Source organism: Aminobacter sp. BE322, from assembly GCF_050433525.1.
Lineage (GTDB): Bacteria > Pseudomonadota > Alphaproteobacteria > Rhizobiales > Rhizobiaceae > Aminobacter.
Genome location: NZ_JBNPXB010000007.1, coordinates 118,191 through 134,142 on the forward strand (window position 1 = coordinate 118,191; position 15,952 = coordinate 134,142).

15 protein-coding genes, 1 tRNA gene and 1 pseudogene are annotated in these 15,952 nt (G+C 64.4%); 4 read left to right on the forward strand and 13 right to left on the reverse strand.

Annotation, left to right across the window (positions count from 1 at the left end; translation table 11 throughout):
* Nucleotides 1-101: 101 nt before the first annotated feature.
* Nucleotides 102-1,382 (forward strand): glycosyltransferase family 4 protein, encoded by a 1,281-nt coding sequence (locus J2X50_RS12740; RefSeq protein ID WP_429095393.1) that lies wholly within the window; start codon nt 102-104, stop codon nt 1,380-1,382.
* 56 nt (nt 1,383-1,438) lie between these two features.
* Here J2X50_RS12740 and J2X50_RS12745 read toward each other — a convergent pair whose 3' ends face one another.
* The 9 genes from J2X50_RS12745 to J2X50_RS12785 form a co-directional block, all read right to left on the reverse strand.
* Complete coding sequence (locus tag J2X50_RS12745) at nt 1,439-1,900, reverse strand: RidA family protein (RefSeq protein WP_429095396.1); 462 nt, start codon at nt 1,898-1,900, stop codon at nt 1,439-1,441.
* Nucleotides 1,897-2,904, reverse strand: coding sequence for an ABC transporter ATP-binding protein (locus tag J2X50_RS12750; protein ID WP_429095399.1), 1,008 nt, complete (start codon nt 2,902-2,904; stop codon nt 1,897-1,899). Before J2X50_RS12750 ends, J2X50_RS12745 begins: the two co-directional genes overlap by 4 nt.
* Nucleotides 2,901-3,950 carry an ABC transporter ATP-binding protein gene (locus J2X50_RS12755; RefSeq protein WP_429095402.1) on the reverse strand — a complete coding sequence of 350 codons (1,050 nt, stop codon included), beginning with the start codon at nt 3,948-3,950 and terminating at the stop codon, nt 2,901-2,903. The genes J2X50_RS12750 and J2X50_RS12755 overlap by 4 nt, the downstream gene beginning before the upstream one ends.
* Nucleotides 3,951-3,952: 2 nt before the next feature.
* Entirely contained in the window at nt 3,953-4,813 is an 861-nt protein-coding gene (locus J2X50_RS12760; protein WP_429095404.1) for an ABC transporter permease, read from the reverse strand.
* On the reverse strand, nt 4,813-5,754 hold the full coding sequence (locus J2X50_RS12765) for an ABC transporter permease (protein ID WP_429095407.1): 942 nt from the start codon (nt 5,752-5,754) through the stop codon (nt 4,813-4,815). The genes J2X50_RS12760 and J2X50_RS12765 overlap by 1 nt, the downstream gene beginning before the upstream one ends.
* Nucleotides 5,755-5,813: 59 nt before the next feature.
* Entirely contained in the window at nt 5,814-7,340 is a 1,527-nt protein-coding gene (locus J2X50_RS12770) for an ABC transporter substrate-binding protein (RefSeq protein ID WP_429095410.1), read from the reverse strand.
* A gap of 40 nt (nt 7,341-7,380) precedes the next feature.
* Nucleotides 7,381-8,142 carry a creatininase family protein gene (locus J2X50_RS12775; RefSeq protein ID WP_429095412.1) on the reverse strand — a complete coding sequence of 254 codons (762 nt, stop codon included), beginning with the start codon at nt 8,140-8,142 and terminating at the stop codon, nt 7,381-7,383.
* Nucleotides 8,143-8,154: 12 nt separating this feature from the next.
* Nucleotides 8,155-9,303: a mandelate racemase/muconate lactonizing enzyme family protein gene (locus J2X50_RS12780; RefSeq protein ID WP_429095413.1), complete on the reverse strand. Its 1,149-nt coding sequence runs from the start codon at nt 9,301-9,303 to the stop codon at nt 8,155-8,157.
* Between the two features lie 173 nt (nt 9,304-9,476).
* A complete protein-coding gene (locus tag J2X50_RS12785) occupies nt 9,477-10,361 on the reverse strand; it encodes a MurR/RpiR family transcriptional regulator (RefSeq protein WP_429095416.1) in 885 nt (294 codons plus the stop codon).
* A 217-nt stretch (nt 10,362-10,578) separates the two neighbouring features.
* Between J2X50_RS12785 and J2X50_RS12790 the strand changes: the two genes are divergently transcribed.
* Nucleotides 10,579-10,896, forward strand: a complete 318-nt coding sequence (locus tag J2X50_RS12790; protein WP_429095418.1) for a hypothetical protein — start codon at nt 10,579-10,581, stop codon at nt 10,894-10,896.
* 42 nt (nt 10,897-10,938) lie between these two features.
* On the opposite strand, the gene J2X50_RS12795 is transcribed toward J2X50_RS12790, so the two are convergent.
* A tRNA-Leu gene (locus tag J2X50_RS12795) sits at nt 10,939-11,023 on the reverse strand.
* 341 nt (nt 11,024-11,364) lie between these two features.
* On the opposite strand from J2X50_RS12795, the gene tig reads away from it, so the two are divergent.
* A complete protein-coding gene (gene tig, locus J2X50_RS12800; RefSeq protein WP_429095567.1) occupies nt 11,365-12,837 on the forward strand; it encodes a trigger factor in 1,473 nt (490 codons plus the stop codon).
* Between the two features lie 98 nt (nt 12,838-12,935).
* Here the strand turns inward: tig and J2X50_RS12805 are convergent.
* From J2X50_RS12805 to J2X50_RS12815, 3 genes and pseudogenes are all read right to left on the reverse strand, one after another.
* Nucleotides 12,936-13,100 (reverse strand): annotated as a pseudogene (locus J2X50_RS12805) (JAB domain-containing protein); the annotation flags it as partial.
* 103 nt (nt 13,101-13,203) lie between these two features.
* Nucleotides 13,204-13,434 carry a helix-turn-helix domain-containing protein gene (locus tag J2X50_RS12810; RefSeq protein ID WP_429095421.1) on the reverse strand — a complete coding sequence of 77 codons (231 nt, stop codon included), beginning with the start codon at nt 13,432-13,434 and terminating at the stop codon, nt 13,204-13,206.
* A 196-nt stretch (nt 13,435-13,630) separates the two neighbouring features.
* Nucleotides 13,631-13,852, reverse strand: coding sequence for an IS1096 element passenger TnpR family protein (locus tag J2X50_RS12815; RefSeq protein ID WP_429095424.1), 222 nt, complete (start codon nt 13,850-13,852; stop codon nt 13,631-13,633).
* Nucleotides 13,853-14,385: 533 nt separating this feature from the next.
* Here J2X50_RS12815 and J2X50_RS12820 point away from each other — a divergent pair.
* Nucleotides 14,386-15,723, forward strand: a complete 1,338-nt coding sequence (locus J2X50_RS12820; protein WP_429095427.1) for a D-alanyl-D-alanine carboxypeptidase — start codon at nt 14,386-14,388, stop codon at nt 15,721-15,723.
* The last annotated feature ends 229 nt before the right edge of the window (nt 15,724-15,952 follow it).

Here is a 15,952-nt window from a genome sequence, read left to right on the forward strand (position 1 = left end):
AGCCGGTGCATGGCTTATGCTTACCCTTTCGTTAATCGCGCGGTTGTGGAATTAGATGGCTGCTGCCCGTTCAAGCTTGAAAGAATACGTTCGTAGTCCTGATGAAGATTGCCATCGTTGCAGAGCATGCTTCGGCCCGTATGGGCGGCGAAGCAGTCCTTCCACTTCACTATTTTCGCATATTGCGCCAGCGCGGGCACGATGTCTGGCTCATCGTCCACGAGCGGACACGCGAAGAGCTCAAGAGTCTGTTCCACAACGACGCGCGCATCATCTTCACGCCGGATACGCCTCTCATCCGACTGCTCTGGCGCATGGGCAGGTTCCTCCCGCAGCGGCTGGCGAACATCTCGACCGGCTATCTGATGCGCACACTCACACAGCGCATACAGGTGAAGGAAGCTCGCCGGCTCGTCACCGAGGAAGGCGTCGGGATCGTGCATCAGCCCATGCCCGTCTCCCCGCGCGAACCGTCCATGCTCTACGGGTTGGGCGCACCGGTCGTGATCGGGCCGCTGAACGGCGGCATGGAGTTCCCGCCGGCGTTCCGCAGCCGGTCGTCTCGGCTCGAGCGATATGCCGTGGTTGCCGCCCGGGCGATGACCGACGTCATGAACTGGCTGATCCCGGGCAAGCGCCATGCCAGTGTGGTGCTGGTCGCCAACGAGCGCAGCCGCTTGGCCCTGCCAGCAGACGTTCGCGGCAAGATCATCGAGCTTAGCGAGAACGGCGTCGATCTCTCGACATGGACGACTGGTGCGACGGCAGGGAGCGAGGCGCGGCCCGGCCACACACGCTTTGTCTTCTCGGGACGCCTCGTCGACTGGAAGGGCGTCGATCTCCTGCTACGGGCCTTTGCCAGGGCGAGCACGCAAGCGCCGATGAGCTTGCTGATCGCCGGCGACGGAGAGGCGCGCGGCGGCCTGGAGCGGCTTGCCGGGGAGCTCGGCCTGCTTTCCGCCGATGAGGCCGCTGGAGCCGTGCATTTCGCCGGGTGGCTCGGCCAGGAGGAATGCGCGGACGTGCTGGCGGCGCGCGACGCCCTGGTGCTTCCCAGCCTCTACGAATGCGGGGGCGCCGTGGTCCTCGAGGCGATGGCGCTTGCCAAGCCGGTCATCGCCACCGAGTGGGGTGGTCCGCAGGATTATCTGGACGCGGAGTGCGGTATACTCGTGGCGCCGGATTCGTCCGAGGCCCTGGTTAGCGGCCTGGAAGAGGCGCTTGTCAGGCTGGCTAGCTCGCCGGCCGTGCGGCAGGCGATGGGGCAGGCGGCGCAGCGGCGCGTCCACGCCGAGTTCGACTGGGAGCGCAAGGTGGACGCGATGCTCGCTGTCTACGCGTCGGCGCTGAGTGAGGCGGACGGACGGACCGCCAGACATTGAGCGCGACTTTGCCGCTCGCTGCTTGAAGCGAGCCGGCCGTCGCGCAACCCAGGCCGCTACGGCTCCACGGCCACGATCGCTTCGATTTCGACCGTGATGTTGTCCGGCAGCGAGCCGAAGCCGACCGCCGATCGGGCGTGGCGCCCGCGCTCGCCGAAGACCTCGAGCAGCAGGTCCGAGCATCCGTTGATGACCTTTGGATGCGCCTCGAAGTCCGGCACGGCGTTGACCATGCCTAGCAGCTTGATGACGCGCCGCACCTTCGACAGGTCTCCGATGGCCGAATGGATGACGGCGAGCAAATTGAGGCCTGTGAGGCGGGCGTCGTCATAGGCCTGATCGATGCCGATCCCGGCGCCGACCTTGCCCGTCCGCAGGCGGCCGTCAGCCTGGCGAGGTCCCTGTCCGGAGAGATAGAGGATATTGTCCTCCCTTACGAACGGCACATAGGTGGCGATGGGGGCGGGCGGAGGCGGCAGGGAGAGGCCCAGCGCCGCCAGTCGGTCGTATGGGGTCATTGGCTCGATGTCTGCTGTTCTGCGAGTTCAGCCTGGCGGATGCAGGCGACGCTGTGGCCTGGGCCGACCGTTTCGCGCGCCGGCACCGTCTCTGCGCAGGCGGCGACCGCGTGCGGGCAGCGAGTGCGGAACACGCAGCCGGACGGCGGGTTGAGCGGGCTCGGGATGTCTCCCTGCAGGATGACGCGCTCGCGCCGCACGGTGGGGTCCGGCACCGGGGCGGTTGCCAGTAGTGCGCGCGTATAGGGGTGGCGCGGGTTGGCATAGACCGAGCGCGCCGGCCCATGTTCCATGACCCGGCCGAGATAGAGCACGACGATCTCGTCGCACAGGTACTCCACCACCGTCAGGTCGTGGGAGATGAAGATCATCGTCAGGCCGAGTTCGCGCTGCAGCTCCTGGATCAGGTTCAGCACCTGCGCCTGGACCGACACGTCGAGCGCCGAGACCGGCTCGTCGGCGATGATCAGTTCGGGTTCGACCGCGAGCGCCCGCGCGATGCCCACGCGCTGGCGCTGGCCGCCGGAGAACTCGTTCGGGTAGCGCCGGCCATGCTCGGGCGAAAGCCCGACGCGGGTCAGGAGCTCGTCGATCCTCGCCTGGCGGGCAGCACCTTTCGCCAGCCCGTGCGTGTCGATCGCCTCGCCGATGATGTCGCGCACGCGCATGCGCGGGTTGAGGCTGGAATAGGGGTCCTGGAAGATGATCTGCAGGCGCCGGCGATAAGCGCGCAGTGCCTTCTCGGACAGGCCGAAGAGGTCGACGCCATCGAACACGGCCTGGCCGGACGAGGGTTCGACCAGCCGCAGCAGGCAGCGTCCGGCAGTGGTCTTGCCCGAGCCGGATTCGCCGACGATGCCGACGATCTGGCCGCGCCGGACATCGAACGAGATGTCCTCGACAGCCTTGACCGGGCCGCTGCCGGTCGAGAACTGCTTGCTCAGGCCGCGCACCGACAGCAGGATTTCGGCTTCGCCGGCGGAGGTTTGTCGGGTGTCGGTCACAGGAGTTCGTGCCTCCAGCAGCGGGTCAGGTGTTCGGGCGACGCGTTCAGCAGGTCAGGCGGGGCGGCCTCGCAGCACGGCGCGGCAAGCGGGCAGCGCGGGGCGTATGCGCAGCCCGAAGGCAGGGCGAGCACGCTCGGCACGCTGCCCGGGATCGGATTGAGCATGCGCCGCGAGCCGTCGTCGGCGCGGTCGCGCTTCGGATCCGGAATGCAGGCGAGCAGACCCTTGGTGTAGGGATGGCGGGGGCGCGCGAACAGATCCCGCACCGGCGCCTGCTCGACGACCCGGCCCGCATACATGACCGCGACCTCGTGGGCGATCTCGGCGACGACGCCGAGATTGTGCGTCACGAACAGGATGCTCATGCCGATCTCGCGCTGCAGGCGCCGCATCAGGTCGAGGATCTGCGCCTGGATGGTCACGTCGAGCGCGGTCGTCGGCTCGTCGGCGATCAGCAGCGCCGGGTTGCAGGCGAGCGCCAGCGCGATCATCACGCGCTGGCGCATGCCGCCGGACATTTCGTGCGGATACTGGTCGAGACGCTTGTCGGCGGCGGGAATCTCGACGAGTTCGAGCATCCTCTTGGCGCGGGTCCGCGCTTCGGACCGGCCGATCGGCTCGTGCAGCCGGATCATCTCCATGATCTGGTCGCCGACGGTGAAGAGCGGGTTCAGGCTCGTCATCGGCTCCTGGAAGATCATGGCGATCTCCTTGCCGCGGATCGCGCGCATCCGCTTCTCGCTGAGCGCGGCGAGGTCGACGACGCTGCCGTCGCGCAGGCGGTAGAGCAGGCGGCCGCCGACGATCCGGCCCGGATGCGACAACAGCCGCATGACCGACAGGCTGGTGACCGACTTGCCGGATCCGGATTCGCCGACCACCGCGAGCGTCTCGCCGCGGCGGACGGTGAGGGTGACCCCGTCCACCGATTTTGCGGCGCGCGACCCCATGACGAAATGCGTGCGCAGGTCCTCGGCGCGCAGCACGACGTCGGCTGCGAGCGTCTCTGGCTGGGCGGCGGTTTTCAGTGCGGAAACGGCCATGGTCAGAGATCCTTGCGCAGGCGCGGATCGAGCAGGTCGCGCAGCCCGTCGCCGACGAGCTGCAGCGACAGTACGGTGAGGATGATGGCGAGGCCCGGGAAGATCGTCACCCAGTCCGCCTGGCCGACATATTGGCGGCCGGACGCGATCATGGTGCCCCAGGTCGGGATTTCCGGGCTGACGCCGACGCCGAGGAAGGAGAGGCCGGCTTCGGCGAGCATTGCATAGGCGAAGATGAAGGTGGCCTGTACCAGGATCGGCGAGACGAGGTTGCGCAGGACGTGCCGGGTCATGATGCGCCAGGTCGGCACGCCAAGCGCGCGCGCGGCCTCGACATAGGGCAGTTCGCGTATCACCAGCGTCGAGGCGCGCACGATGCGGGCGAGCCTCGGGGCGTAGACGATGCCGAGCGCGATGATGACGGTGGCGAGCGACGGCCCGAGCGCGGCGACCAGCGCGATCGCCAGCAGGATGTCCGGAAACGCCATCATCGCGTCGATGATGCGCGAGACCACGCCGTCCGCCTTGCGGAAGAAGCCAGCCACGATGCCGAGCGTGATGCCGACGACGCCGGCCAACGTGGTGGCCGCGGCGCCGACCATCAGCGACAGCTGGCCGGCATAGATCGTGCGGCTGAAGACGTCGCGGCCGAACTCGTCGGTGCCGAAGAACCAGGTCGCGCTCGGCGGCTTCAGCCGGTTGACGATCGACAGCTTGTTTGGCGCATAGGGTGCGATCAGCGGCGCGAGCACCGCAAGAAGCGTGATCGTCGCGATGACGGCAAGCCCGATCGCCAGCGTGCGGCGCTGGAGGATGAGGGTGGAGATGCGCGGAGTGTCCACACCGGCGGAGGAGGCAGCCATCAGTAACGCACCCGCGGATCGATCATGAGATAGAGCATGTCGATGCCGAAATTGATGAGGACGTAGATCGCGGCGATGACGAGCAGTGCGCCCTGGATCACCGGATAGTCGCGGCGCAGCACGGCCGAGACGACGAGATTGCCGACGCCGGGCAGGCTGAACACCGTTTCGGTGACGACGGCGCCGGAAACCAAAAGCGCTGCGGTCAGGCCGACGACGGTGAGCACCGGGATCAGCGCGTTCTTGAACGCGTGCTTCATGACGACGCGGAATTCGCCCATGCCCTTGGAGCGGGCCGTGCGCACGTAGTCGTCGTTGAGCACGTCGAGCATCGAGGCGCGGGTGAAGCGGGTGATCAGCGCGGACGATACGACGCCGAGTGCCGTCGCAGGCAGGACGAGGTGGCTCATGCGCGTCAGGAACGAGGCATCCGGGCCGCCATAGCCCGCGACCGGGAACCAGCCGAGGCGAACGGCGAAGACCTGGATCAGGATGAGGCCGAGCCAGAAGCTCGGGATGCTCGCGGCCAGCATGGTGAGCGTGGTGACCGACTGGTCGAACAGGCTGCCCCGCCGATAGGCCGACATGATGCCCACCGGCAGGGCGATGGCGCTGGCAATCAGAATGGCGAACAGGGTGAGGAAGAAGGTCGGCTCGGCGCGGTCGAGCAGGGCGCTCGCCACCGGCATGTCGAGGAAGATCGAGTGGCCGAGATCGCCGCGCGCCAGCTGTGCGAGGAAGTAGACATATTGGATGGGCAGCGGCTGGTCGAGGCCGAGGCGCACGCGCAGTGCCTCGATATCGGCCGGCGTCGCATCCGGGCCGAGCATGACCGCCGCCGGATCGCCGGGCGCCACGCGCACGATGATGAAGACGATCGTGACGACCGTGAACATCACCGTGAGCATGCCGAGGAGGCGCTGCAGGACGTATCGTGTCATCGATCGGCTCCCGTTCGTCCCTCCGGCGCGGCCGTGGCCGCGCCGGTTGAACCTGGCTGTTACTTGGTCAGGTAGGCGTTCCAGAAGTACGGCCAGGCCGAAGCCGTGAAGCCTCCGAGCTTGGGCGACTTGGCCGAAAGCGCGTTGAAGTCGCCGACCTTGTAGAAGGGCGCCTCTTCATAGATGAGCTTCTGGATGTCCGCCCAGATTGCCACGCGCTTCTCCGGGTCCATCTCGGTGTTGAGCGCGACCACGAGCTTGTCCTTGGCTTCGCTCGCCCACCAGCCCGGATAGGACAAAGGCAGCGGCGCGATCAGCGCCGGGTCCGGCAGGAAGGGGCTGTGGGTGATGAAGATGTCCCACAGCGCAGGCTCTGCGCGGCGCTGCACCAGCGTCGCCCAGTCGACCACGTCGAGCTGCACCGCAAGCCCCGCCGCCTTCAGGTACTCGGCAGCGACCTGCGCCATCTTGTAGTGGAACTCGTACTGCCGGCTGGTCAGGATGCGGATCGGCTTGCCATCGTAGCCGGCTTCCGTCGCCAGTTCCTTGGCCTTGTCCGGGTTGCCCTGGTTGTAGGCATCGACGCCGGCGTCCGACCGCCACTGGTAGCCTTCGGGGTAGAGGGCGCCGTCGACGGCGAAGAAGTCGGGCTTGCCGAAGGCGGCGGCCAGCATGTCCTCCGAATTGAGCGCCGCCTGCACGGCCTTGCGCAGGCCGGGCTTGGTCATCATGCCTTCCTTGTTGTTCATGATGAACATCGGCCAGCCGAAGGACTTCAGCACCAGCGGCTCGGTCTTGGCCTGGCCGTTGAGGCGATCGAATGCCTCGACCGGCAGCAGGTCGGCATAGTCGTACTGTCCGGCGATGGCGCCCTCGACGCGGGTGTTCGCGTCGGGGACCGGCACGAAGCGGATCTCGTCGAGATATTGCTTGCGCGCGCCGCCGAAGCCGTCCGGCTCGCCCTCGCGCGACTTGTAGCCGTCGAAGCGGACGAGCTGGAGATACTGGTCGGGCTTGCGCTCCTTGATCATGTAGGGCCCTGTGCCGACATATTCGGACAGCGTTTCGCCGATCTTCTCGGACGGCAGCACCACGGCTGCGGAGTTGTTGAAGGCGAGCAGGGCCGTCAGCGGCGCAAACGGCTGCTTGAGCGTGATGCGGACGGTGTAGTCGTCGACGGCCTCGAGCTTGTCGAGGTTGGCGGCTACCAGCTTGCCGCGCGAGGCGACCTCCAGCCAGCGCTTCAGCGAGGCGACCACGTCCTCCGAGGTCATCGCCGAGCCGTCGTGGAAGACGATGCCCTGGCGCAGCTTGATGGTGTGGACCTTGCCGTCGGCGGAAACCTCCGGCAGGCCCTCGGCCAGCAGCGGCGCGACGTTCCAGTTCTTGTCGAACGTGTAGAGCGTCTCGAAGAAGTGCTGCGTGACCATGCCGAGCAAGTCGCCCGTCGCGGTCATCGGATCGAGCGTGGTCAATTCGCCGATCGTCGCGACGTTGACGACGCCGCCGCGTTCCTGTGCATATGCCTGTGCCGCTGCCAGCATGCTCGCGCCTGCCAGACCTGCGATAATCAATTTCCTCAGCATGTTCGCCTCCCTTTATCCATTCGAAGTGCTGGTGAAGTATTCAGTGCGCCTTTGCCAGTGACGTGACGACGCGCTCCATCTGGTCGACCACGGCCTCGGTGATGCGCTCGCCCTTGGCGGCAGTCGCGGTGGACGGATCGCCGACCACGCCCGTTCCGCCCGACATCTGGTGCATGGTGCGGAAGAGCGCGCCGCGGCTGGCGCGGATCATGTCGGCGTTGGCCCAGTCGAAGGTCTCGACATAGGACATGTCGCCGATCAGGTCGCGGCGCACGCTGTCGGGCGCGGCCAGCAGCATCAGCGAGGTCTCGAATTCGCAGGCGTGGTTGACGCCGGCGAAGCCGCTTTCTCGGATCGCTTCGAGCTCTGGTGCCGCAAGGCGCCACCAGGTGAGCATGGCCATGCGGCAGTCGCGATGGCGCGAGCCGAAGGTTTCGAGCAGCACCTGTCCGATGGCCTGGTTGCCGCCGTGGCTGTTGAACAGGACGATGTTGGTGAAGCCGTGGCGCACCACGCTTTCCAATATGTCGCCGACATAGGCGAGGAAGGTCTCGTGGCGGATGCTCAGCGTCCCGGCAAATTCCATATGGTGCTCGGAGCAGCAGACCTTGACCTGCGGCAGGATGAGCGCCCGGTCGCCCATCCGCTCCTCCAGCCGGTCGAGGAAATGGCCGCCGATGGCGACGTCGGTGTCGATCGCAAGGTGCGGCCCGTGCTGCTCGATGGCGGCGACGTTGAGCACGACCGGGATCGACCGATCCAATCCGGCGAACTCGTTTGTGGTGAGTTTTTCCCAGCGCATCTGCGTCTACCCTCAGGCGATGGTGCGTTCGGAGGTGCGGAAGCGGGCGAGCGCGGCCTCGTCGAGCTTGACGCCGAGGCCCGGGCCGTCGCTCGGAATGCGCACATGGGGCGGCTCGAAGGCGAGCGGGGTCTCCAGCAGATCGTGCGAGCGGATCATGCGGCCGAAGATGTCGCCCGGCCAGACGCAGCTCCTGGCCGCGGCCGACTGGTGCACGTACATCGCCTCGAGGATGCCGAGGTCGACCTCCGAGCCGTGCCAGCAATAGAGGCCGGCGGTCGCGGCGATGTGGTCGAGCGCCTGGAACTTGGCGAGGCCGCCGTTGAAGTTGAAGCCGTCCACCGCATTGTGGGCGAGCGCGTTGATGGCGTCGTGCGGGCGCTGGCCCTGGTAGATGTAGGGCAGGGAGACGTGCAGCACGATCGGGATGGAGGAGAAGCGGCGCAGCTCGGCGAAGTCGAGCAGCATCCAGCGCGGCAGCGGATCCTCGAGCAGCAGCACGTTGCCGACCGCCTCGAGCTCGCGGATGATGCGCCGCGCGTTGCCCGAATTCTCCCAGCGCTGGTTGGGGTCGAAGATCACCTTCATGCCCGGCGCATGCTGCTTGATCTCGGCGCACCAGCCGGCGACGTCGTCCTCGAGGTCGCACTTGAACTTGATGACCTTGTAGCCCTGTTCCTGGTACTTGCGCACCCAGGGGCCCACTTCCTCCATCGTGCGGTGGCTCGACCAGGCGCTCACGGGGACGTGCTCGCGGATGGCGCCGCCGAGCAGCCGATGCATCGGCACGCCGAGCGACTTGGCATAGGCGTCCCAGATCGCGCATTCGAAGCCGTCATACTCGCGGCACAGCGGCAGCGGCAGGTCCTGCAGGGTCAGGTCCATGATCGACTGGCCGAGCAGGTTGGCGCAGATCGCCTCGATGCGCGGCCATTCGTGGTCGCGGTAGAACTCGCCGAGGCCAACGGTGCCGTCGGCAAGCGTCATGCGCAGGATGAGCTTGGGAAGCTCGTCGAACTGCATGCTCCAGGCGGCCTTGCCGCCGACGGGCAGCATGTGCAGCGGCTTGGCCAGGCTGTCGGAATTGATGACGCCCTTGTGGGCCGGCACGACGACCTCATCGAAGCGGAATGAAACGATGGTCTTGTCGGTGATCGGCATGGTCGGCTTTCGGCTCGCAGTTGGAACGAAACCGAGGATGTAGTTTTCCTACGATATTGTCAATCATTGCGGAGTAAAATTTCATGCCGAATTGAAAGCCGTGACGACACCGCCCCGGCCGATGCGGCGGAGAGAACCAATTCGGGAGCGTGGCGAGGGTCGGCGGCGGAGCGTCAGTCGCCGACGGGCTGGCTGTCGGTGCTGCCGTGCAGCGCGACCAGCGTCGAACGGGCGCGCCAGAGTTTCTTGCCGACGGTGTTGCGCCGGCGTGCGCCGATCAGCGTCGATATGCAGTCGAGCACGAAGAGCTGCCCGTAGCGTCCGCGGTTGGGCATGTAGAAGAACTTCTCTTCGTCGAAGGCAACCAGCGGCACGTTGACGGTCGCCTGCTGGGCGAGGGGGCTGCCGGGGTGGGTGACGGTGACCACCTTGGCGCCGAGCGACAGGGCGATCTGAGCGCTGTCGACGAGCGAGCGCGGCTTGCCTGTGACCGAGAAGATGAACAGCACGTCGTCGGCCTCGACAGTCGAGGCGATGATGCGCTGCTTGTAGGGGTCGGCGGTGGCCGACACGGCGATGTCGAGGCGGAACAGGCGGTTCTCGGCCTCGCGGGCGACGTTGGCGGAGCTGCCGCCGACGCCGAAGCAGAAGGTGCGCCGCGCCAAGTGGATCAGGTTGGCGGCCTGCTCGAGGGCCGCCGGGTCGCGCTGGGCGAAGGCGTTGGCGAGCGCCTGGCTGGTCGCGTCATAGACATGCTGGGCGACGTCCGGGCCGGTCTCGGCGGCCGATGTCCGTTCCGCCGCGATGTACATGCGGCCGATCGCATAGTCCTGCGCCAGCCTGATCTTGAAGTCGGTGAAGCCGTCGCAACCGATACGGCGGGCAAAGCGTATGATCGTCGGCTCGCTGACCTTGGCCTTCGCCGCGAGGTCCTTGATCGGCAGGCGCGTCGCGGCCTCGATGTCGTCGAGGATGACGTTGGCGATGGCGCGGTCCGCCGGGTTCATCTCTCCGTTTTCGATGCGGAGCCGGTCGATGAGGCTGGTCTGGTTTGCCATGTGGCCTTCGCTGCCGAGTCTGGGTCGGCCGATCCTAGGTCATGTCGGCAGGAATCCAAGGGGCCCTATTTTTCGCGAAACGGCACGGGCGCGGCACCGGATATCCACGCCCCTGCCGGTGTGCGGCCATGGCGTCGGGACATGGCTTGCAATAACATCCCGTTTAACGCGGCCGGACCTCCCCATTGGCGATCTGCCGCGAGCGGAGGAAAGCGAAATGGACGAACCCGATCGTTGGCGCCAGATGTCGAGCGCGCCGAAGGACGGCAGCAGGATCCTTGTCACGGTGCGCCCGGTCGAGCAGGGGCCGGCCGAGGTGGACGTTGCCTACTGGGCGCGGACCGACCAGTTCGGCAGCGAAGGCTGGCGCGCGGCCGATTCCGCTCCGGGCTGCATCATCGGCTATGCCGAGCCGGAACTGAAATGCTGGATGCCGCTGCCGCAAGCCAATCTGGGCAAGAACGCGGCCAAGGCCTTTGCCATGCCGCAGCCCTGGGAAGGCGACGAGATCGAGGTGGACGGGTCCGGCATCTGACTGGCCGGGCCGGCCGCAAGACGGCGTTCGGGGCGGGGTGCGTGGTGCGGATGATAGGAGTCGAACCTACACGCCTCTCGGCACTGGAACCTAAATCCAGGGCGTCTACCAGTTCCGCCACATCCGCATGCGACCGCCAATCCCATGTCGCCATCATTCTGTCAATCTCGCGGAGGAAATCGGCTTGGCCGGGAGAAATGGCGAAGATGGTTGAAAATTCGGCCCGCGTGTGACAAAAGGCCTGTCGAATATGACGGGACGCGAGAATCCGTCTCTGCTAGATACGATAAGAAGTAGAAATAACAACAACTTATCGAAATCTTCGGAAGGCGGCGGAACAGGTGGGCCGAAATAAGCGGTTCCGGGTTCCGGTTTGCGGACTTGAAGCCACCCCCGGCAAACGAATTCGGGCAGGCTGAACGGCTGGACGCCGTCGCGCCGCGCCATACGTAGAACAAAGGTTTGATGATGCAGGTCACCGAAACGCTCAACTCCGGTCTCAAGCGCGAGATCAAGGTCACGGTCCCGGCCGGCGACATGGAAGCCCGCCTGGCAAAGCGGCTTTCGGATGCCAAGGACAAGGTCCGCATCAACGGCTTCCGCCCGGGCAAGGTGCCGCTCCAGCACCTGCGCAAGATGTACGGCAAGTCATTCATGGCCGAAGTCGTCAACGAAATCCTGACCGACTCGACCCGCACGATCATCGCCGACCGCGGCGAAAAGGCTGCCATGCAGCCCGACGTCGTGATGACCGAAGACGAAAAGGAAGCCGAGAAGATCCTCGCCGGCGGCGCCGACTTCGAATTCTCGCTGAGCTACGAAGTCATTCCGGCGATCGAGATCAAGGAATTCTCCGACATCAAGGTTTCGCGTCCGGTCTACGACGTGCCGGCAAGCGAGATCGACGAGCAGGTCAAGCGCATCGCCGAGTCGGCGCGTACCTTCGAGACGAAGGCAGGCAAGGCCGCCGAGGGCGATCGCGTCACCATCGACTATGTCGGCAAGATCGACGGCGTTGCCTTCGATGGCGGCACGGGCGGCGACCAGCCGCTGGTGCTCGGCTCGAAGGAGTTCATCCCGGGCTTCGAGGACCAGCTGGTCGGCGCCAAGGCCGGCGACGAGAAGCTCGTCACCGTCACCTTCCCGGAAAACTACCAGGCCGCGCACCTGGCCGGCAAGGAAGCCACCTTCGACGTCACCGTCAAGGAAGTGGCCGCTCCCGGCGCCCTCGAGATCAATGACGAGACGGCCAAGAACCTCGGCCTCGAGTCGCTCGACAAGCTGCGCGAGATCGTCCGCGGCCAGCTCGAGAACCAGTTCGGCGCCATGACGCGCCAGAAGGTGAAGCGCCAGCTGCTCGACCAGCTCGACGGCAACTACAAGTTCGAGGCGCCCTCGAAGCTGATCGAGGCCGAGTTCAACAACATCTGGGGCCAGGTCACCCGTGATCTGGAGCTCGCCGGCCGTACCTTCGCCGACGAAGAGACGACCGAAGAGGAAGCCCGCGCCGAGTACCAGCGCCTGGCCGAGCGCCGCGTGCGCCTGGGCCTCGTGCTCGCCGAGATCGGCGAGAAGGCCGGCGTGACTGTTTCCGACGAGGAGCTGCAGCGCGGCCTGTTCGACACGGTTCGCCGCTACCCGGCCAGCCAGCAGCAGGAAGTTTTCGATTTCTACCGCAACAACCCGTCGGCGCTGGTCAACCTGCGCGCGCCGCTGTTCGAGGAAAAGGTGGTCGACCACCTGCTGTCGCAGATCTCCGTCACCGACAAGAAGGTGAGCAAGGAAGAGCTGCTGGCGGACGACGAGGACGAAGCTGCCGAGAAGCCGGCCAAGAAGGCTGCGGCGAAGAAGGCCGCCAAGGCCGAGGCCGCTGAGGGCGAAGAGCCGAAGAAGAAGGCCGCTCCGAAGAAGAAGGCCGCCAAGGAAGGCGACGCCGAGTAAGGCTCAGCTTCCAGACAAGGTTAGCAAAGGCCGCCGGGAAACCGGCGGCTTTTTTCGTTTGCCGTCTTGTCTGGACGGCCCGCGACCGCGCATCGGCGTCAGATCAGTGCCAGGCCCTTCATGCTGGCAAATCCCTTGCGACCGATGATGATGTGGTCGTGCACCGAAATGCCGAGCGGCTTGGCCGTGTCGATGATGGTCCTGGTCATGTCGATGTCGGCGCGCGACGGGGTCGGATCGCCCGAGGGGTGGTTGTGAATCATTCCACCCAAGGCTGTATCTATTTAAATATACTAGAGATTTTTGTGATTTAGAGACAGTTGGGGACGTTATTTGGGATAGGTCTCTCGTGTCCTATCATGATCGTCACGCTCCATCCTCAGCCCGCACGTCGATTCGTCCCAGAGGCCGGCAGCTCACTTTGTTCTTTTCATCCCAAGAATCAAGCTCGGCCACCGGATAGAGGACGGCTTTGCCGATCTTGACGAAGCATGGGCCGATTCGCATCGATCTCCAGTTTCGTAGTGTACCGGGCGAAACGGTGCCACGATAGCGTTCCGAAACTTCTTCGGGGGTAAGAAATCTGTTCTCTGCCATTCCGATCTCCTGGCGTGACGCGCGGTGACTGGATCACCGCGGTACGGCAGCACCCTATCCTTCACAGTCAATAAGCACTTGGGCCGTTCGTTCATTTCAGCACACGGACATACATGCGTGAGCTCTGAAAACGATGAAAGTGGAAATCGGCGATCGCAGGGAAGTCGGATAGTGCCGGTTAAATATCGGCGGGTTGTCAAGCGGGCTTGTAGACCCCCTGCGGCTTAAACCCCATCTTTTTTTCCCGCTCCCAACGTAACGGGCGCATTCTTACAATTAAGTGCCAAACGACAGCCACACAGTCACATTCTTCGGGCGGGCAATTGCCTCTGCCGCCTATACAGGTCGGACAGCCATTGGGAAGCTGCCGCTCCAGCCCAGCTTCTATCCGGATATCGTGCTTTCGGTCGTCTGTCATGTCGTTCTCGTAGATGAACTTGTCGCCGCGGCGCAGGTTGAAGCTGCGAAGCGTTCGGTCCGGAGTTTCGGCTTACAACTCCTAGGAACCGTAATGCACGGCGTCGATGCGAAGCCGATGAAAGGTAAAATCCGCGCCACCCCAGCACCACCTGAAAGACGCCTTGCAGTTCCCTCAACGTCATGGCCACCGGCACTAGGACACGCCTTCAAACCATCGGGCTTATATCGAGCAGGCGGGCCTTCAGTTGTAGGATCGAACCGCGGGCTCCACCCGAAGAGTCGATCTCGGCGTCAGGCATGCTCCAATTCAGTCCGGTGCAGGCTACCGCGACAAGTCTATCGCCGCTCTCTCGCTCGGACTGCCGGTAATATCCCACACCTTTTCCTGCTCTCCACCGCGGTTAACCCAACGACAAATCCCTCGATCGACTCAGTTTTAGTAAACTTTTTCGTAACACCGGCTCCCATAGGGTTCGGCAACCAGTGCCGGCCCACGCTCGGCAATTCCAGTTTCGCGGTTACGGGAGGCGGATGGTGTCTATTGCCGGGCATTTCAACTTTGCACTCAAGGCAGTCTGGCAATTTATGCTGGTGTCGATCCTCGTGATCGGGGCTCCTTCCGCGGCGACTGCCAATTCAAAGTATGCCGGTATCGTGGTCGACGCCAAGACGGGCAAAACCCTCTATGCAGATCATGCGGACGCGCTACGTTACCCCGCATCCCTGACCAAAATGATGACCCTCTATCTCACATTCGAGGCGCTGAAGAGCGGGCGGATTTCGAAGTCCACCCGCATTCCTGTTTCTCGTAACGCTGCTGCTGAGGTGCCCACGAAACTTGGACTCAAGCCTGGCCAGACCATAACCGTGGAGCAAGCGATCTTCAGCTTGGTGACGAAGTCAGCCAATGATGTCGCGACAGCCCTGGGTGAGTTCCTGGGCGGATCGGAAGCCGGTTTCGCGCAGATGATGACGGCCAGGGCACGGCAACTCGGAATGAGCTCGACCACCTTCAAGAACGCCCACGGCTTGCCAAACGGCGCCCAGAAGTCCACTGCGCGCGATATGGCCCGGCTCGGCATGGCGCTGCGCGACCATCATCCGGAGTACTACGACTATTTTCGGACACGGTCCTTTACCTACAAGGGTCGCACCTATGGCAATCACAACCGATTGTTGGACCGGGTGAAGGGCGTCGACGGCATCAAAACTGGCTATATACGAGCATCCGGCTTCAACTTGGTCAGTTCGGTGGAAACGGATGGTCGAAGCATTGTCGCCGTCGTGATGGGCGGGCGCTCCGGCCGTAGCAGGAATACACATATGATCGATTTGATTGGACGCTATCTGTCCAAGGCATCGACTGGCCCAGATCGGTTTGTGATCGACCGTCCGGGGACCGATGCATTGGTCGCTTCTGTCAGGCTGCCAGAAGACGATGTGCCGGTGCCAACCGACCGCCCTTCCATTAAGATAGTGACTGCCTATGTTGAAGACGGCATCGGCGCCTATAGCAATGCTGTCGTGGCGTCCGACGCACGCCCGAAGGCGCCCGTCAAAACGATGGCCCCCATTGACCGCATCGCCACAGGATCAACGCGCAGCGGCGGGTGGGTGATTCAGATTGCCTCCATGCCGTCCAAAACCCAGGCCCTGGAGATTCTCGAACGCACGACCAAAACCGCACCGGCAATCCTTGGCGCTCTTTCACCTTTCACTCAGCAATATACCACGGAAGGGGAAACCTATCATCGCGCCCGTTACGCAGGGTTCGAATCGAAGGGCGCAGCTTGGGATGCCTGCCGTGCGCTCAAATCGAAAAGCATCTCATGCTACGCGGTCCGCGAAAGTTCTAGACAGAACACTTGAATATTGCTGTGCCGGGCCGGATGTCTGCTGAGTAGCAACACGCTCTCGCAGCCTGGCGAAGACGGAGTTTTCGCAAACTTGGAAACGTCGTATTGCTCGACCGTGGAAGGGTGATCTGCAGGTTACCAAAACGCCACGGAGAAACACTAGCTAGTTCCGGAAATACATACACCAAGTTTGAAAGCGGGCCGACTACACCACTCTGGCGGAGTTCCGATTTGTCCTTCGC